15 protein-coding genes are annotated in these 18,263 nt (G+C 44.6%); 6 read left to right on the top strand and 9 right to left on the bottom strand.

The window, feature by feature from the left end; all coding sequences use genetic code 11:
- The 3 genes from A3762_RS25165 to A3762_RS25175 all read right to left on the bottom strand — a co-directional run.
- Window positions 1–1,138 (bottom strand): hypothetical protein (locus A3762_RS25165; protein ID WP_156493750.1); only part of this gene is annotated, 1,138 nt, incomplete at its 3' end.
- Entirely contained in the window at window positions 1,128–2,465 is a 1,338-nt protein-coding gene (locus A3762_RS25170) for an HlyD family type I secretion periplasmic adaptor subunit (RefSeq protein WP_068758158.1), read from the bottom strand. The genes A3762_RS25170 and A3762_RS25165, both read right to left, overlap by 11 nt.
- A gap of 74 nt (window positions 2,466–2,539) precedes the next feature.
- The gene (locus A3762_RS25175; protein ID WP_068477681.1) at window positions 2,540–2,866 is read right to left on the bottom strand and encodes an Hpt domain-containing protein; all 327 of its coding nucleotides are present in this window, start codon (window positions 2,864–2,866) and stop codon (window positions 2,540–2,542) included.
- A 239-nt stretch (window positions 2,867–3,105) separates the two neighbouring features.
- Between A3762_RS25175 and A3762_RS25180 the strand changes: the two genes are divergently transcribed.
- The 5 genes from A3762_RS25180 (at window position 3,106) to A3762_RS25200 (ending at window position 7,435) form a co-directional block, all read left to right on the top strand.
- Window positions 3,106–3,645 (top strand): heme NO-binding domain-containing protein, encoded by a 540-nt coding sequence (locus A3762_RS25180; RefSeq protein ID WP_068758160.1) that lies wholly within the window; start codon window positions 3,106–3,108, stop codon window positions 3,643–3,645.
- Between the two features lie 11 nt (window positions 3,646–3,656).
- On the top strand, window positions 3,657–5,384 hold the full coding sequence (locus A3762_RS25185; RefSeq protein ID WP_068477678.1) for an ATP-binding protein: 1,728 nt from the start codon (window positions 3,657–3,659) through the stop codon (window positions 5,382–5,384).
- Window positions 5,385–5,421: 37 nt separating this feature from the next.
- Window positions 5,422–5,916, top strand: coding sequence for a hypothetical protein (locus A3762_RS25190; RefSeq protein WP_068477676.1), 495 nt, complete (start codon window positions 5,422–5,424; stop codon window positions 5,914–5,916).
- A 347-nt stretch (window positions 5,917–6,263) separates the two neighbouring features.
- On the top strand, window positions 6,264–6,767 hold the full coding sequence (locus A3762_RS25195; protein WP_068758163.1) for a hypothetical protein: 504 nt from the start codon (window positions 6,264–6,266) through the stop codon (window positions 6,765–6,767).
- Window positions 6,768–7,027: 260 nt separating this feature from the next.
- Window positions 7,028–7,435 carry a hypothetical protein gene (locus A3762_RS25200; protein ID WP_068758165.1) on the top strand — a complete coding sequence of 136 codons (408 nt, stop codon included), beginning with the start codon at window positions 7,028–7,030 and terminating at the stop codon, window positions 7,433–7,435.
- A 121-nt stretch (window positions 7,436–7,556) separates the two neighbouring features.
- On the opposite strand, the gene A3762_RS25205 is transcribed toward A3762_RS25200, so the two are convergent.
- The 3 genes from A3762_RS25205 to A3762_RS25215 all read right to left on the bottom strand — a co-directional run bounded on the left by A3762_RS25205 (window position 7,557) and on the right by A3762_RS25215 (window position 10,460).
- Window positions 7,557–8,234: a VCBS domain-containing protein gene (locus tag A3762_RS25205; protein ID WP_156493751.1), complete on the bottom strand. Its 678-nt coding sequence runs from the start codon at window positions 8,232–8,234 to the stop codon at window positions 7,557–7,559.
- A 183-nt stretch (window positions 8,235–8,417) separates the two neighbouring features.
- Window positions 8,418–9,131, bottom strand: a complete 714-nt coding sequence (locus tag A3762_RS25210) for an OmpA family protein (RefSeq protein WP_068758167.1) — start codon at window positions 9,129–9,131, stop codon at window positions 8,418–8,420.
- A gap of 24 nt (window positions 9,132–9,155) precedes the next feature.
- The gene (locus A3762_RS25215) at window positions 9,156–10,460 is read right to left on the bottom strand and encodes a TolC family outer membrane protein (protein ID WP_068758169.1); all 1,305 of its coding nucleotides are present in this window, start codon (window positions 10,458–10,460) and stop codon (window positions 9,156–9,158) included.
- 246 nt (window positions 10,461–10,706) lie between these two features.
- Between A3762_RS25215 and A3762_RS25220 the strand changes: the two genes are divergently transcribed.
- A complete protein-coding gene (locus A3762_RS25220; RefSeq protein ID WP_068758171.1) occupies window positions 10,707–12,320 on the top strand; it encodes a hypothetical protein in 1,614 nt (537 codons plus the stop codon).
- 68 nt (window positions 12,321–12,388) lie between these two features.
- On the opposite strand, the gene A3762_RS25225 is transcribed toward A3762_RS25220, so the two are convergent.
- From A3762_RS25225 to A3762_RS25235, 3 genes are all read right to left on the bottom strand, one after another.
- Window positions 12,389–13,729 (bottom strand): HlyD family type I secretion periplasmic adaptor subunit, encoded by a 1,341-nt coding sequence (locus tag A3762_RS25225; protein WP_068758173.1) that lies wholly within the window; start codon window positions 13,727–13,729, stop codon window positions 12,389–12,391.
- Window positions 13,726–15,933, bottom strand: a complete 2,208-nt coding sequence (locus A3762_RS25230; RefSeq protein ID WP_082869358.1) for a type I secretion system permease/ATPase — start codon at window positions 15,931–15,933, stop codon at window positions 13,726–13,728. The genes A3762_RS25225 and A3762_RS25230 overlap by 4 nt, the downstream gene beginning before the upstream one ends.
- Before the next feature lie 117 nt (window positions 15,934–16,050).
- Window positions 16,051–18,263, bottom strand: a 2,213-nt coding sequence (locus A3762_RS25235) for a VCBS domain-containing protein (protein ID WP_156493752.1), incomplete at its 5' end; no start/stop codon positions are given.

An 18,263-nucleotide genomic window follows, 5' to 3' on the forward strand; every position in this document is an offset into this window, starting at 1 on the left:
TTGAAAAGTGGAACAGCAGGGTCCAGAACACGCCGATCTGGTTTCCGAACACAACACTCGGAATGTGCGGATCGATATAGCTTTCCATTTTGCATTTATTACGTCGTACCTTACTTGCAAGGGATGTAGATAAATTCGCGAGGAGTGCATTAATGTCGATAAACTCGCCACCTTCTGCTTGGCCCGATGAAAGTAAGCGATTGAAGTTCTCGGCCAACTCTTCGAGCATATCCGTAGCCATCGATATTTCATGCGCTAAGAACACACCATGGTCATCTGTATCTTTGGTTAAAACGCGCAAACCACCTTTGATCGTGGTGGTGATGCCGCGCATTTCAAAACCGATCATCGCGTATAGTTTTCGGTACAAATCCATTTGGTTACGGAAGTGATCAAGCTCGTGTTCTGTGTTCAAAACCTTCGAAAAGGCACGTCGCTCTAATTCGCTGAGATCGGTCTTACCGAGTAACGTTTTAAAACCATCGGTATCCCATTGGCTAATGGTTTGTGCGGTTTGATCCAGGCGCATGTTGATCTCTGTGTAGAGCTTTTCTTGGGTCTTAGAGCGAAAGTGGGCTGATAAATATGCAATAAAGAAGAGGATGACAGAGGCTGATATGAAGCTCGCATACAGCTTTATTTTTAACGCTTGTTTCTCGTTTTGGGAGAGCTCAAACTGTGCGTAAAAACGCGCATGCATCGCCTCGATGTTGGTACTGTCTTTCAGTAGATGATTATAGAGGACGTGATTGTCCTTCGTTTGTAAAAATTGATCTAAGTGTAGGGTGAGAATATCTAGGCTGGTGACACCGACAAAGCTCGCAATTTTACGTTCTTGTCCCACCATGTTTCGAAAGCGTTCCGCCTCGCTTTTTAATAACGCTGTGGGCGTGATGATAAAGTCGTCTAAACAGGGTTGGCTCTTGCAGCTTTCTGAATTGTGTAACAGGGTTTCCGTGAGTTTCACGAGGTGTTCAGATTGTTCGACCAAACGGTATTGTTTTAAGTCGCTCTCGGGCCTAACCGTCATATCGTGAATGACAAATACCGCCGAGATAGCGAGGCAGAGTATCGCAAAGCCTGCACATAATAGCGAGTTAGCTTTTGATACCACTACGATGAGCTTGCTAGCGTTCATCGAAGGAATCCTGTATCGCGGCCATAATTGGTTTCAGAGCATAGTCGATCACACGTCGTGTGCCGGTTTGAATATCAGCCGTGAGCTCCATGTGTGGAGTGATCTTGTATTGCAGGCCTGAACGCTCAACGTAGTCACGTGCCAAGCTCACTTGCACCATGAAAAACTCATTGTCCTCTTCTTTAAATGAGCTTCTCGAGATTGATGAAATCGTGCCGTCGATGCTGCCGTATTGCGTAAAGTTGTAGGTATCGAGCTTTACCTTAGTGAGTTGCCCCATTTCGACAAAGCCAACGTCTTTTCTTGCCAACTTAACTTCGGCAATCAGTTCACCGCCTAAGGGTGCAATATCCGCAATACTTTCGCCCGGTGGGACGACGGCGCTTAAATAATTAAAGTGAAGTTTGTCAACGATGCCCTCAACGGGAGAAAATACTTCCATACGCTCAACTTTATCAGACGCGCGTATGAGTGCTTGGTCCTTCAGTTGGAGATCTTTGCGGGACTCACTTAGCTCCATGCGATAATCAGAATGACGTTTCAAGCGCTGGTCGTTTAGTTGCTTCTCGAGCTTGGCGAGTGCAAATTCTTCGTTAAGTATGCCTTCGTCTAAATTCTCGATTTCGCGTGTCATGTTCATGCGTTGCACACGCATGTTAAGTACGTCGACATAAGACGCGACGTTTTCTTTGTAAAGAGCTTCCTTAATCGAGAGTTGTTCTTCAATGAGTTTTAATTGCTTATGCGCACTTGCTTTCCTTGTTTTCATCGAGGCCATTAGGCCCCGTTTATGTTTGATGTCATGCCCGACTATAATGTCATTGGATTCATTTTTTTGATGCTCTTTGTACCAACTTTGCCATTGAGCTTCGACTAACTCGGCAGATTGCGCATCAATCGCAGAAAACGAGAAATCGGGTTCTCTTTCTTCAATTAGGGAAGTTAACCTTTCGATATCCAAACGTAATGCCAAGCTTTCGACTGAAGCAGATTGCAGTTCAACATCCCGGTCAGCCGCTTTTAACCGTGCGATTTGTTGACCGACAAAGACTCGGTCACCTTCGGCTACTAAAAGTTGGTCGAGTATTCCGCCTTCAAGGTGTTGGATTTTCTCGATGTCTTGTTTGAGAACAACTTCGCCGCGGGCAGAAACGGCGATATCTAATTCGGCCTGTGTCGACCAGATGAGAAGAATTAGAATCGTCGTGAAGAACAGAATTTGTAAACGACGACCAGTTTTGCCAGGAATTTCTGCGTCGTCAATTGTACGCTGATCTAGCGCATGATCTAGCATCGCCTTTTTGATGACTCGTTGAATTTCGCTCATTTAGTCTGCCATTTTTACTGCTAAAAAGGCCTGACTTTTTGTTTGTTTGTGTCATGCCTTTCTGGTGTGTAGCATTATGAGAGGTGGCTGAGAATTTGATCATTAATAGCTTTAATACGCTGTTCCATATCTGCTATTAATGCTTCGTCTGGTACAGCTCCGCCTCGTGCTGCGGACTCTATTTCAGCAGCTGCAGCAGCATCATCAACAGCGCACATATTGGCTAAAGCGCCTTTTAACGAATGTGCCAAATGATAAATCTCCTCTGTATTGCCCGATGACACGGCGCTATCAAACACGGCGTTTTGGCTGCCGTACTGAACCGTGAAAATACCAAATATCTTCTCAACGATCGCAGCATTATTCCCCAAGCGTGTGTTCAATTGGTCTATATCAATCATCGAATTCCCTCCGTAAGTGAAATCAAAATATAGACGTAATTGTTAGTAAAGCAATAAAATTTAATGTCAAAATACCGACTTCATACGCGGTTATTGCGTGAATAATCTAGGATAATTACGAGGTTCTTGATGAAGTATTATTCAGACTTTGAACTAAGCTAGGGTTAGCTAGACCAGAGTAAGCGCTGAGCGGAGTCAAACTTGATTAGAGTGCTGGTGATATTGCTGAGGAGGGTGAAATGAAAGGTGTCGTTTTTTCAGAGTTCATTGAGTTAGTAGAAGAACTGTTCTCGATAGATATGGTGGACGAAATTATTGACGACTGTGACCTTGAGAGTGGCGGTGCTTATACATCCGTAGGACTTTATGATTATAAAGAAATGCTGCAGCTTGTGACCGCCTTGTCAGCAAGAACAGGAACGCCTATTCCTGATTTATTACATATCTTTGGTCAACACCTAATCAAAAAATTCAGCGTGAGCTTTTCCGACATGTTTGCGAATGCAGAAAGTTCTTTTGATTTTCTAGAGAAAATCGATGGGCATGTTCACGTAGAAGTGCGCAAACTTTACCCAGACGCCGAGTTGCCTCAACTTGGTACAGAGCGCATTGACGATAATACCCTTGTTATGAAATACCGCAGTAATCGCCCTTTTGCTGAACTCGCATATGGCCTGATGCTCGGCGCCATTAATCATTTTGGAGAGCAAATAAATATCACGCGCGAAGACCCTAAAACAGATGGTACCGCGCAAACCTTTACCTTGGCTAAGGCTTAAGTGTCGCGCGAATGACAGATGAAGCGAAATGGAAGCGCAGGCTAGAGCGAGAGCGGGCAGCGAGAAAGCAGGCTGAGGAGTTGCTCGAGCAAAAATCTTTAGAATTATGGGAAGCCAATGAGGCTCTAAAGTCATTTTCTGAAGATCTGCAACGAACAGTAGACGTGCGCAGTGTTGACTTGGCCCAAGCGCTTGAAAAAGAAATGGAAGCGAATAAGGCTAAGAGCGAATTCGTGAGCATGATTAGCCACGAAATGCGCACTCCACTCAATGCCATTATTGGCTTCAGTGAAGTGCTGACCAATGAAGATCGAAACGCGAATCTGAGCAAAGACCAAAGCCAACACTATTTAGAAAATATACTCACCTCGTCAAAAGGCTTGCTTTCTCTAATCAACGATATTCTTGACATGGCTAAGATTGAGGCCGGTAAGCTTGAGCTCGAAACGCTTGAATTTGACCATGCTAAGCTTATTCGACAATTGCTAGATACCCACACGATCGCTGCTCGAAATAAAAACTTAGCGCTTAACGTGGATATTGATGAGCAAGTTCCTAGCATGCTCGTCGGTGATCCGAATCGTCTAGCACAGGTGATAAATAACTTAATGTCTAATGCGATTAAGTTTACAGATCAAGGTAGCGTGAGCCTCTCTATTTCTATGGATAAGAAACTAGATTCAGGCGATTTTATTCTTCTCTATGCCGTTCAAGATCAAGGGATTGGCATGAATTTAGCTGTGATGGAAACACTGTTCACTCCTTTCACCCAAGCTGATAATTCGATGAGTCGTAAGTACGGCGGAACAGGCTTAGGATTAACCATATCGCGACAACTATGCGAAGCCATGGGCGGTAAAATATGGGTTGAAAGTTCCGAAGGTAAAGGTTCGACCTTTTTCTTTAAAGTACGTTATTCACCTGCGCAGCAAGAAGTCGAATGCCCACAAGCAGCTCAAAACAAACGGGAAAATCGGCTGAAAGGCTATTACTTACTCCTGGTCGAAGACGATCTCATCAACCAAGAGCTTGCCAAATATCTCATTGAAAGCGAAGGCGCTAAATTAGATATCGCCTCGAATGGTTTTGAGGCGGTTGACTGTGTTTCTAAGAATCAGTATCACTTAGTGCTGATGGATCTGCAAATGCCGGTTTGTGATGGCTATAGTGCCACTTTAAAAATCAGAGAATCTTTCGATCCGCAGCAGCTAGCCATTGTCGCCATGACTGCCAACGCTGCGATAGACGTCAAAGCGCGTTGTCTTGAAGTCGGTATGACGGACTTCTTAACTAAGCCTTTTGTTCTTGAAGACTTACTGCAAAAGATCGAAGAGCATTCTCTTAAAACCTCGATCGGCAATGATGAATCTTTCGCCAAACCAAAATCTGATACCAAGAACATGATTGATGCGAATGCTGCATTGACAGCATTGCATGGCAATCGACATCTTTATTGTCGGATTCTCATGCAGTTTCAGCGCTGCTGTGAAGACGGTGTCTACGCCCTAGATCAAAAACGTATAGAAAAAGATGAAATGAATAGTTTGCGGCTAATCTATACTGTTAAACGTCTTGCTGGCGCCATTGGAGCTAAGAACCTTGAGTCGCTATTAAATGATCTAGAAGCAGCGATTCAAACGAAGTGTGAAAGCGATATTGATCGATTAATTGAGGAATATTCCAGCGTTTTGGCATCGGTCAACGCAGAAATATCTGGTATTGATTTAAGCGAAATTTAGACTTTACTGTCTTGGTTTTTATAACGAGGAGTGAGCAATGGAAGAGCGTCAAACACGTCATTGGTTTTCACCCATCCTGATTCTAGTGTTATCGATTATCGGTGTTGTGATTACTGAGGTTTCTGTTGAAACGAGTATTTATTATTGGATGGGAATCTTCGTTTTTCTTGCCATTTTGTTTACTTTCTTGGCGCTTAAAAGCGATGGGAAAGTCTATGTGATGCACCATGCTGGGCATTGGATAGGCGGATTTACAGCGCTGGTCATGGTCTATTTGTTTATGGATGCAGGACGTCTCGATCCTTCTCAGGGTGCTCTCGTTAGCTTTTTGATCTTAGCGCTTACTGTTTTTACAGATGGTCTGCGCTTGCACTACCGCTATGCCGTCGTAGGCTTTTACCTATTTGTCGCGGTCGGCATCATTGCTTTCGTTGAAGCATTTGTTTGGTGGTTCTTAGTGTTATCACTGGTTGTGATTGGCTTAGAGGTCGCTCTAATTATGCAAGCGAAAAAAGACAAAACCACGAGTTAGGTGGTCAACGCACGATTATCGGAGTTAGATGGATCACCTAATTACAAGCGGCTTTGCAACCGATTTTGTAAATTTGTTATGTAGTTTGAAATAACTTGAAATCCTAAAAATCTAAACTTGAATTGCATCAAAATTATATGAAGGCCCGCCTGTAAGTAGCCAACCAATTGTTTTGATGCATATTTTCGCCGATAAGGCGTAGTGCGAAAAAAGTATCCTGAAACTGATCTTACTTTTGGAATTTAATACAAAAGAATGGAAAGTTTAGGATGGATGACAATAATGAGTCAGAATCAGAGAAAACAGAACAGATCGATACTCAGGCTAAGTAGTCCTTGGGTCACGTGATGACTGCCTCTGAGCAAGAAGCAGAGGCTTTAGAGGCTAGTACACCAGATGCTTCTAGTCTTGAGTTATCATATCGTGCAGCGTTTGACTCTGTAGCTTATTTGCTTGGATACTTTGATTATCACCAAGAAGCACATCAGTTAGACAGTGAAGAACCTCTTCAAAGCGTTTCGATAGAGCAGCTCAATGAGCTCGCACGCATTAATCATCTTACTTTTACACCCACTAGCAAAGTTCACGAGAAAGGGGGTGATGACTTACTCGGCTTCCTGCCTCTGCTTCTAGTCGGTGAAAACAAGGCATCATTAGTGATTCTTGAATATACGCCAGGCCACTGGCGAGTGTTTGATATTAAGCAACGTACCGAAAATATCTTTCAGCTGAAGAGCCCATTGAGTTTTCGCCCTTGGCGCAATTCTATGTTGAATTCAAAAGCGATGACGCGGAAGAGCTCGAACCATCAAAGAGTTTCTGTGATAACTGGATCGTCAAAGAAGTTGTGAAACATAAGACCATTTATCGCGATGCGGTATTGGCTTCGGTTGTCATTAATTTAGTCGCTTTATTTATACCGCTCTACACGATGAACGTGTTCGACATAGTTGTGCCCAATCTAGCCTTTAATACCTTGTAGGTACTCACCGCGATCGTCACCATCGGTCTGATCTTTGATTGGATTTTGAAGTCTTCTCGACCCATGTTGACGGACAAAATTGGTCAGCACATTGATACGTTTTTATTGACCCGCATCCTGCGGAACGTAATGGCCTCTAAAAGCGAGAGCACGCCGAATTCCATTGGTACTTTCGCTAAACAATTTCAAGACTTCGATGGGGTTAAAGACTTTCTTAATTCAATGACTATTACGGCGATTGTAGATCTACCTTTCGTGTTTTTGTTCTTGTTCATTATCTATTTGGTTGGTGGCGTATTGGTGATTGCACCACTGACGATCATGGTTCTAATGATTGTGATTATGGTGTTGGCACAACCGAAGGTGTCGAACAACATTCAGCAAATGTCGCAGCTAAAGTCTGAGCGCAGTGGCTTGTCCAAACGGAATTGTTGCAGACAAGCTAATACTAGCTGCCGCAACTATGCGAGAAATCTTCATAATGGTTCGTCCGTTAATATTTTATTTTTATTCAAGGTTTACCGAATCGATGGCTAAACCGAGAGCTTTATTCCTGCTCAGAGTGGCGGCAGGTCCTCAAGCTAAAGCTTTAAACTGGAGGGAATGGCGAAGCAGACAGTTCATTTGCTTCGCATTTAGTAATTTGAGCGTATTGTTCTTAGTTGATTGTGAGCAACTCATCGATCATTGACATGATTTCGTTTTCAGCAACAACGTTCGTTTCAACTGATTTCTCGTGTTGTTCTAACATCTCAAGTTGTGTTTCGACGATCTCAGGAATGTCTTCAGAACCTTGAAGTTTTATATCGAAGGCAAAGTCGATATCTAAGTCACGCGTTTGAACACTGATGGTAAAAGCATCAGTTTGTCGTGCGCCTTCGCTAAGCTTGATGCCATCAAGAGTAGCTTCATCAAAGTGGTAGAACCATTCTCCTGTAGCAAACACAATCAGTGAGCCGAAACGGCCCTGATATTCTTGAGCCTGCATAGAAGTGCTTTGATTCAAGCGTTTAAATTGACCATAAGCACCGATGCCTTCGTCTGAAATCATCGTACCTTTGTATTCGTTGTTAAGAATTTCTAGATGTTTTAAAGCCTGAAGCGAGTTGCGTTTGTTCTCAGCAGAACTCTGGTTGATGAGTTGTTCCACGGAACGAGGTGTATCAGTATCAAGAGTGAAACGCTGACCGGCAGTATTTTTTAAGGTAATGCTCTGTTTCGATAGGCTTGAGACTAAGTCGTCCTTGGTTAAGCTGTCTTGCTCCCTAATTTCTACGCGACGTCCTGTCCAATCCATATAAAATACTGGACCTGTTACTTCCACTACTGAAAACACTGCAGCGACCTCTTCGCTATAATAATAATGTGATACGAAACGTACCTTAATGTAACGCTATGTTAACGAGATCTGATCGTTGTTACGTGAGGCAAAAGGCAAACAATTGTGATTTGGAGGTCTAAATAAGAAGGTGAAAGAGAAGGAAAAAGAGTCTGAAAAAGAGAGGAAGAGTAGGGAAGATTAGATGGCGTTAAATTGCTTTGTCGATGATTTGCTCGATGAACCAAGCTCAATAGTCCATATATCATATTGCTTCGCGATAACACGTTCTTGTGTGATTAAGTGCGCGATCATTCGTCGATTTTGTTGTCGCCCCTCTTTTGATGCGTTTGAGGCAATGGGCTGATCCGCGCCAAACCCAGCGGTAAGTATTTTTTGGGAGTCGATCTGATATTGCTTGATGAGAACATTCGCAACAGCATCGGCTCGTTTTTTAGACAGTGTTAGATTGCTGGAGGGGGAGCCAGTGCTATCTGTATGCCCCTCTATGAGAAGCATGAACTTCTGATTTTGCTTGTAGGTTTTCGCAAGGTTTTCAATAACTGGGTAATACTCTTTCGAAATTTCGGCACTGTTGCTCGCGAACTGAATACCCAAATCGATGCTTTGAATTTCATTGTAAGACTCAACACAACCTTCGTTATCAATCACGGCATTTGTGCTGTTCTTATCGCACTGATCTCTTTGATCGATGACACCATCGTCGTCTTGGTCATCTAGAGTCTTATGTTCTTTTAGAAAGGGCTCAACTTTGTATGGTTCAGGAGCGGTTTCAGCATGTTTTGATGGTAAGCCTGAACCGAACTCTTGGTTGTCCTCAGTGTTTTCGGTACTGTGATGAGCGCATGCGATTAATGAGAAATAACAAATGAAGAGTAAGCATCGTGAGTACATTTTTTGATCCTCATTGATCGTTGGCTATGAATCTTCTTGAGCGAGAGAACCTTCAACATTTACGCGTAATGCGTCGAGAATATAACTCATACTCGCTATGACTCTATATTGTGTATAGATGTATTCGTAATCGGCAGTCAAGTACTGTTTTTTTGCTTCAAACACCTCGTTTTGTGCATCAAGCAAATCGAGTAATGTTCGTCTACCTGCCTTAAATTGAGCCATGTAAAGAGTGGCACTTTCTTCACTTTGATTGACGTAGTCTTCTAGGTGAATAAGTGTTTGCTTGAGGGTTAGATAAGCATCCCACGAGGCGTCAACATTTGCTTGAACTTCTCGGTAAACACGGTTTGAGCGCATTCGTACAGCTTCTTCTTCATAACGAGCTTTTTTCTGTCGTGATGCGTTGGATCCACCTTGATAGAGGTTCCAATTCATTTCTAGCAGAACTCGCCACTCGTTTTCTTCGCCATCAAACCCCGAAACGTCGTCTTTCCATCTACGGTCGGCGACGATATCTAAGTCAGGATAAAGATGCGAGTTTAGCCCCGTTGTATTGGCGGAAGCGGATTGCACGTTTAAGCGACTCGCAATTAAGCTTTGATTATTGTTCAACGCTAAGGTTTGAGCACGTTCGTTACTCTCGGGGATGTAAGCTTGATCGACTTCTGGACGAATCAGGGTGGCCGGGCGTTCGCCTGTCAATTGCGCGAAGACGGTTTCGGCATCACGCAGGTTATTCTTTGCGGAAAGTAGATTGGCTTTGACGCGTGCGAGACGTCCTTTCATTTGGGTCAAATCAGCTTTGTTAGAAACGCCTTGTTTCTTTCGTGCACTAACAAGTTCAAAAGTTTCTTCGTGCCGCTTTAAATTCTCTTCTGATAAGCGCACGACATCGCGTGCATTTAAAACATCGGTATAGGCTTTAGCGATCGATAGAGAAGTTTGTTCTGCTTGCGCCAAGGCTTGGTAATAACTTGCTTGCATCGCGAAGTCAGCGCGATCATGTTCGCTCACATTCGCAAAGCCGCGAAATACAGGAATAGTGAGCTGTAACTTTGCTTGGGTTCGCGTTTTATTGGTTTCGCCAACGCCTTGTCGATCGAGATCTTCTTTCCCTGTGTCAGCGCTTAAATCTAAGCTTGGTAGAAAGTTTCCTTGCGCAGCGCCTAAGTCTTCTCGCGATGCGTAGTAGCTTTGCAGAGCGACCGACATTTCAGGATTACTTTGTAGTGCTTCGAAGGTTGTTTCTTCTAAGGTTTTAGAGTGAGCCAGAGAGGATGAGATAACACTCGATACGAGAATGCAGATCGTCGCTCTAAGTCGCATGTTTGGATCACTCCTTGATAAGGTCGCGGCCAGATGTTTGGCGGAATTTTTATTTATATTCAGCATAGTAGATGTTTGTTTTTTGCGCTAGAAAGTCGCACTTGAATAGAAAAATTCTGTGACAATGTATTTTTTTTATAAGTAGTTGATTTTGTTGGATTTACATTTTTATGTCTAAATCGTATCGTTGCGCCCAATGATTCACATTTTTGGTCTTAGTATTACGAGGCCTCTCTCGGAGAGATTATGACGAAAGGACTTATCCAAATTCTTCCTGCAAGCCTTGCTTCAGTATTGCTTGTTGCGTGCGGTGAAGGTGGAGGAGGCTCTGCGGGCACGATTCAAAAGTGTTCCTCTTACCCTGAGTTGAACAATCCTAACTCGAACTGTCCTGCTTGGCATGATGAGCAAACCTTAGCTGAAGCAGGCGCGACGGCGCGTAGTATTGATAGCCCTGCTATTTCTATCGATGAAGATGGCAATATCTCCGCTATTTTTAGGCTTGAGATGGATAATGGTGCTCAAGAGGGTTTCAAGGACATCACCTATGAATACGACAATGCGCAATGGAGTGAACCGCCACCAAATTTATTCTTAGATAATGTGCTACCGAGTGTTGCGACTTTTATTGATGAAGGCGTTCGTACTTTTGCGTTCACATCGGGTTCCTCGAGCACCGATACTGTGACGGTGCAACAAGGTGCGTTCAATATGAGTGGCACTGAATTGATCAGCTCGACGTACACTGATGATGTTCAATTATTTGGCTCTACAGTCGTGGATTATGGCTCGGAGGAGCATCCGGTTTATGCTTACATTGTGCAGTCAAATTCGAATTACGATGTGTGTTTGACTTATAAACCAAACAGCTCTGCTAGCTATCAAGATCGGTGTTCGGACATTGATCCAAGTGTTGAATTGAATGCGAGCGCTCAGCAATTCAGTTCACTTTCGTTATCTGCGGAGTTTTCTTCAAATACTCTGAAAGCGGGCTTAGTGTTCGGAGAAAATCTAAGTTACACCGACGGTTCTACTGTAACGCTTGATCGTATTGTTGCGGCAAATATCTCAGCGAATGCTTCGGGTATTACCAGTCATGTTTCTAAGGTTATTGCCCAAGACACTACCGGTACGAATCAGTATGCCAATCCCCAAGTCGAATTAGCATCAGGTTCAGCAGCATTGTTTGTGACTTTCGATGAACTGACAAATGATCAAGTGGGTTTGTTCATTCTTGATGAGAATCTTGATAGGGCGCACCCAGCGACACTTGCTTCAAGTATCATCAATGGTGGGCTGACTTTCGATACAGCGCGCAATGCGCGACTTGTTAAGGCACTTGATGGCGATATGGTCTGGGCATTTTTTGCGACGAAAAATGGTAATGAGAGACCGATTATCAGACGTATTAATTTTTCGGGAGCGGATCAAGCAGGCTATCAATTAGATGATGCTCAGGTATTGCAAGCAGGGTTAGTTGGTAGTGCAGGCTACACGCAAAATGCGCTAGATATGGCTTTCGCCGGTAATGGCAATATGGCGATCGCGTACAAGGAGAGCCTTTGTGAAGACGCCGACAATGTTGGGGCGGGCAGTTGCTCTCAATATACTTCGCGAGTTCGAGTAGCCTATTTTCGAGTACAAACCGGTCTGTTTGATCAATCGACTAACAGCATCGTTTCTCAACAGAGTTTTGAAAATGAAAGTGCTATCGTAGATATTCCTACGGATAATCAAGCACTCGCTATCGATGTTAATTCGGGGCAGGGTCAAGCGGCCATTATCTTCCAAGAAAGACGCGCGCCACAAAGCGGTTCGGGACCTGCTGAAAATACGGTTCGTGTTCTTCGACTAGATTAGTTTCGTTTGTCATTTGGTTAGTAACACTGGCGTCAAATATTGACCCAGTGTTCTACTCCCGCGCAGCTCTAGCGCTGCAAGGCCCGCAACAGCGGCTTCATGATGTATTCCAATACTGAACGCTCAGCCACGCTGATATCAACCGTTGCTTGCATGCCTGGTATGACGTTCAAGCGCCCGTTAGGGTTATCAAAGTAAGCTTGGTCTACGTGTACTTTCACAAGATAGTAGCTATTTCCACGTTGGTCCGTAATTGAGTCAGCAGAAATGGTTTCGACCTTGCCATCCAACCCACCATAGACTGCAAAATCGAAGGCCGAAATTTTTACCTTGGCGTATTGATCTCGGCGAACAAAGCCAATGTCTTTAGGTTTTACTTTCACCTCGACAAGCAACTCATCACCCACCGGGACGATGTCGATAAGTTCTGCGCCAGGTCTTGCGACCCCGCCTATCGTGTTGACGTGCAAGGTTTGGACAATGCCATCTACAGGGGAGCGTAATTCTGTGCGATCGACACTCGCAGCGCTAACGGTTTGTTTGCCACGCGCAATATCAAGGCGCGTTCTTACTTCAGAAAGTTGTTGTTGGGCTTTGGCTTTAAAACTTGCCAAAACTTCTTCTTCTTCTTTTTGAAGGCGATCTCTTTCTGATCTCAATTCAGGAATTTCATTTTTTGTGGAATTGACTTCAGACTGTGCACGACTCAATTGTTGCTGAATATCGAGCACCACAGATTCAGATACGGCCCCCATTTTTAGTAAAGGCTCGTTCATTTTCAGTTGCTGCTCAACAAGCTGCACTTGTCGTTGCTGATCTTGTTGACGTTGATTCGCCGCAACAAGTTCTTGCCGTGCTTTGCTTGCTTTTAAATGAATGTCTTCGACTTGTTTATGTAGTTCTTCCTGACGAACTTTGTAGAGTTGAATCTGGGTTTCGATGAAGCGTTTGTTCTGCTTGATTTGTTCTTCCGTGAAATTAGGCGCGATACCGGCAACCTCTGCCGCTAAACGCATTTCTTCTGCAACGAGCGAGGATGTTTCGGCAACCGATTGTGCTAGTGAGCCGCCGGCGGTTGTTGCATCTAGTTCCATGAGTAGATCACCCGCTTCCACGGTTTGGCCTTCACGCACATGAATAGCGCTTATAATACCGCCATCAAGATTTTGAATGACTTGTGTATGACTGAGCGGAATGGCTTTTCCTTGGCCGCGAACAATCTCATCAATACTCGAAGTATAAGCCCAAGCAATGAGCGCGAGTACCATGACGAGCAACACCCATAAGGTGATTTGCGCCACTTTGGGCGTACGCATTAACTCGCCTTGCGAGGCATCTGTAATAAAATCTAAGTCTTCTTGATGCAGCTTCTTCAATTGTTTTTTGCTGAGGTGATCACTAGTGCTCATGCTTCACCTCCGTCTTTAGTATCGGACTTACCTTGTGCAGGTATTTTTCCTGATAAGCGATCGAGTATTTCTTGCTTGGCGCCGTGCATTAGAATTTCACCATCATCCATTACCGCGAGCGAGTCGAGCAAGCTCAGTATTGCAAGACGCTGTGTAAATACGATGATGGTCTTATCAGATGCAAGCTTGCTTAAACGCGTGATTAAACGTCGCTCTGAGTCTTGATCTAGTGCACTAGTTGGTTCATCAAAAATTAAGATTTTTGGATCGCGAAGCAGTGCGCGTGCGAGTGCAACACATTGACGCTGCCCGCCTGAGAGCATGCGTCCTTGTTCTCCACATTGTCGATTTAATCCTTCTGGATGCGTCGCGGTAAATTCCAACACGCCGGCCATTTCTGCGGCTTTCAGAATTTGGTCGTCAGTCGCATAAGGTGTGCCGGATGTAATGTTTTCGCGGATAGATCCTGCAAATAGCATCGGTTGTTGCTCGACACATCCGATCAAGGAGCGTAAGTCGCTGGGGTCGAGTTGCCGAATGTCGATCCCATCTAACTTGATGACGCCCTCGGTCGGTGTATAGAGCCCCATTAATAAACGCAGTAATGTTGTTTTTCCGCAGCCAATTCGACCGATCACCGCCAGTCGACTGCCAGCAGGAATATCTAGTGAGACAGATTTAATGATGGGCACTGTTTGTTCAGGGAAAGTGATGCCTACGCCTTCAAGCTCATAGTGTCCTTCGGTGTGGTTGCGTTGAAGATATTGCTTGTCTTTTTCACGCTCAACCGGCATTTGCATAATTCGCTCGATGCCCTCGTACGCCTCTTTAGTTTGACCCCAGCGAGCGATCAAACCTGCTACCTGCGCCATTGGGGCGATTACGCGCCCAGTCAGCATGCTTGCGGCGATCAGACCGCCCATGCTTAGTTCATGGTTTGAGATTTCGTATACGCCAACGATCAGTAGAGCGACAGTCGTCATTTGCTGAACAAAACCAGAGGTGCTGGTGCCGATGGTTGAGTACAAGCGAGAGCGATTGCTCCAATAGGAGTTTTCACCGACATTTTGTTCGTACTTGCGCTGATTCAGGCCTTCCATACGATTGCTTTTAACCGTTTCTAAACCGTTCAGGGTTTCAATGAGCAAACCATTCTTGACGGTCGAGGCTCCGTAGCTATGCGTGATTGACTCATCGACCGGGCGCCGAATAACGATGGTAATGATGAGAATAATGAGTACTGCGACGATTGGCACAATCACTAGGTTTCCGCTGAATATGTAGATCGCAATCAAAAATATAATTACAAATGGAATATCAACGAGCGTACTCATCGTTGCAGAGGTGATGAAGTCTCGGATGCTCTCGAACTCACTGACCATTTTTGCAAACGAGCCTACTGAAGACGGCCGGTACTCTAATTTTAAGGCCTGAACGTGCGAGAATATCTTAGATGATAAGATAACATCTGATTTTTTACCTGCGACATCAAGAAAGTAAGTACGTATTAACTTTAGCACCAAGTCGAAGAAGAAAATGATGCCGATACCGATTGAGAATGCCCATAAAGTATCAAAGGCTGAGTTAGGTACAACGCGGTCATACACATTGCGAACATAAAATGGGCTTGCGAGAACAAATAAATTAATCAATACCGATGCTATGATGACGTCACGGTAAATAGGGAATGACAGTCGGAGCGTATCCCAGAACCAATGTTTACCGGCTTCTCCGGTCACCAGTTTACGTTCTTTATCGAATTGGTATTCGCGTTTGATAAAAAAGCAAAATCCGGTGTAAAACTCATTCAAGGTCTCGAGATCAAGCTTTTCCTCACCCAAGCCTGCTTCAGGTCGAATAATGGTCGCTTGATTGGAATCTTTGTCGATATGATTCAGTACGCACGCATTGCCATTGTGAAGTAACATTATGGCAGGCAATACCTCTGGAACAATTGAATCGAGTTCGCGGCTTAGCATGCGAGTAGACAAGCCTGCACGCTCTGCGGCGCGCGGGAGCAGGGTAGTGGTTAGCTTGTTCTCGACGAGGGGAAGGCCTGCACTTAATGCTGTTGCTGTGCTTGGTTTGTCATAGAGTTTTGAAACTATGACTAAGCTATCAAGCAAAGGATCAAAATGCGTGCGCTCTGGCGAGCCAGTATCCCACTGTTCCATCTGAGAATTATTATCCTGGTGATTCGTCATTTAGTCCTCTGAACTGCTATTTAATTCTGTTATCTCAAACTCTAACGCGTCAACCTGATACCTGATTAAGACCGGCATGACCGAGTTGGCATCTTTTTGTCACGCAATCTTTAATCACTATATCGGCGGCAAACTATCATCATCGGGTTTGGCCACTAAACTATCTAAATGTGAGCTTGAACTGCCACCCACTGACTCGTCTGGTTCTGTGCCGTCTGCAGCAAGGTCCGTTTGGCTTTGAGCGCCATCAGAATGCTCACTATCGCCACTCTTCGTTGCAATGTTTGCTTCGTCTTTTACCTTAGTCTTGTGGTGGGCTGTTAGATGTTCTTCAATCATGGTTTGTAACGCATCGTTTGCCTCATTTTCAGAGGCTCCACCAAGAACAGTAGCGGCGCGCTCTTCTGAAGTATCAAGAGATTTCTGATCTGTTCTGTCTGAGCTATTTTCTTCCTGAAGCTGTTCATGAGCTGCAGAAAAGTTAAGAAGAGGTTCATCGCTAAATGAATATTCAAACTGCTCTGCGACTAACGATGCAGTCATTTTCTGATCATCAATGGTAAATTCATTCAATAGTTCATTATTATCGATAGACTCATCGTGGGTAACCGAATTAACAGTACTGACCTGAACTTGTCCCTGAGCATCGATGACGGAAGTCGCTTGTAAACCACTGCCAGTATCTGTGGTGACAACGGTAGTTTCAAAACCTGAATTGGTAGCGGTAAGCGCATGATCAGAGATCAGTTTTAGTTGGTCACTGAGTGCCGGATCGATTTGATAGCTATTGTGGCTTTGCGGTACCGAGTGGCCATTGTCATAGATGAGAGCTACACCATTGGGTAGATGTGTTAGAGCGATACTGTCTATAGTTTCTCCTGGCTTTTTATGGACAGAAATATCTAAGTCATATTCATAGCTAGCTAAGGAAGGCCCGCCAATAATGCCTGCTTGGGGAACCAGACCACCATTGGCAATGTCAATATCGATACTGGTGACAGGTGGGGTATACTCATCTTTTCCGTGCACTGTTATGGTTAGATTTTTTGTATCTGTGGCACCATTCTGATCAAATACTATTACAGGAATCGTTAGTACTTGATCTTGACCGTTCGACAAGTTTTGGTAACTCGCATGGCCCGGATCAAAGCTATAGCTACCGTCTGCATGCAGGGTAAATCCGTCGGTTTGTTGCAATACACTATAATGCGCAACGTCATGGTCATCCGTATCAGTTGACGTTAACTGACCGGTCAGCACTTGGCCGTCTTCCGTAACACTTTGCGCTTGAATCTGATCTAACACCGGCGCATCGTTAGTCCCGGTTAAGGTGATGACAAGATTTTTCGTGTCACTAGCTCCAGCCAAATCTGTAAGAGTTACCGGAATTGTAATTGTTTGCACATCGCCTTGGGCTAAATGATTGTAGCTGCTGTGACTGGGGTCAAAGCTATAGCTACCATCTTGTTTCAGCACAAAACCGTCGACACTCGGGGAAGAAAAGCTAACTCGGTCGTGGTTATCGTGCTCTGCGACATAAATTATCCCTTTTGTTAGTGTCGTATCGCCTTCATGTGCTGCTTGAGCTGTAATAGAGGTGATCTCCGGCGCATCGTTAGTGCCCGTCACGTCGATCGTTATCGTTTGTTGTACCGGTGTGCCGCTGCTGTCTTTGGCCGTGACAGTAAAGTGCTCTGTCACCTGTTGATTGGCATCTAGGATATCTGTCGCATGGCTTGTATTGTCCAGTTGATAATGCCACTGCCCCTGTTGATCAATACTCAACTGACCATAGTGGCCCTGCCCCTGAACCACTTGCCAGCTGAGGGTATCGCCCGTGTCTGGATCGGTTACGTTTAAAGTACCAGTGGCATCGGCATTGCCACTGGAGCCATCGCCCGCTTCTATTACAGCGCCAGTGCTAGCGCCTATTATTACAGGCAGATCATTAGTGCCTTTTACGGTGATATTTAGCTGATGTGCTGTACCATCCGCACTATGGACAGTCAGTAGTTCGTGCTCGACCTGCCCCCCTGATAATGATTGTGATTTGATATTATCTGGCACATAAGTCCAGTGACCACTTACATCAATATGTGCAGTACCAAATGTGCCCACAATCGTTTCTGGTTTAAAGCTAGACTCGCCATCATCTTTATCAACGATATGTAATTGGCCGGTTGTTAATTGACCACTATCTTCAACCACTTGTCCTGTCGACACGCCACTAATCGTCGCCGCATCATTCGTGCCGGTAATCGTGATGCTTGACGTCTGTGCAGTAGCCCCACCACGCGAATCGTTCACCTGATAACTGATTATTAGTGTCG

It is taken from the genome of Oleiphilus sp. HI0125, from assembly GCF_001635355.1.

Excerpts from the sequence above, each read along its gene's own strand:
- A3762_RS25220 (WP_068758171.1), top strand. The coding sequence starts at position 10,707 with ATGACGAAAGGACTTATCCAAATTCTTCCTGCAAGCCTTGCTTCAGTA.
- A3762_RS25175 (WP_068477681.1), bottom strand. The coding sequence starts at position 2,866 with ATGATTGATATAGACCAATTGAACACACGCTTGGGGAATAATGCTGCG.
- A3762_RS25210 (WP_068758167.1), bottom strand. The coding sequence starts at position 9,131 with ATGTACTCACGATGCTTACTCTTCATTTGTTATTTCTCATTAATCGCA.
- A3762_RS25215 (WP_068758169.1), bottom strand. The coding sequence starts at position 10,460 with ATGCGACTTAGAGCGACGATCTGCATTCTCGTATCGAGTGTTATCTCA.
- A3762_RS25230 (WP_082869358.1), bottom strand. The coding sequence starts at position 15,933 with ATGACGAATCACCAGGATAATAATTCTCAGATGGAACAGTGGGATACT.
- A3762_RS25225 (WP_068758173.1), bottom strand. The coding sequence starts at position 13,729 with ATGAGCACTAGTGATCACCTCAGCAAAAAACAATTGAAGAAGCTGCAT.
- A3762_RS25200 (WP_068758165.1), top strand. The coding sequence starts at position 7,028 with ATGGCCTCTAAAAGCGAGAGCACGCCGAATTCCATTGGTACTTTCGCT.
- A3762_RS25170 (WP_068758158.1), bottom strand. The coding sequence starts at position 2,465 with ATGAGCGAAATTCAACGAGTCATCAAAAAGGCGATGCTAGATCATGCG.
- A3762_RS25180 (WP_068758160.1), top strand. The coding sequence starts at position 3,106 with ATGAAAGGTGTCGTTTTTTCAGAGTTCATTGAGTTAGTAGAAGAACTG.
- A3762_RS25190 (WP_068477676.1), top strand. The coding sequence starts at position 5,422 with ATGGAAGAGCGTCAAACACGTCATTGGTTTTCACCCATCCTGATTCTA.
- A3762_RS25185 (WP_068477678.1), top strand. The coding sequence starts at position 3,657 with ATGACAGATGAAGCGAAATGGAAGCGCAGGCTAGAGCGAGAGCGGGCA.
- A3762_RS25195 (WP_068758163.1), top strand. The coding sequence starts at position 6,264 with ATGACTGCCTCTGAGCAAGAAGCAGAGGCTTTAGAGGCTAGTACACCA.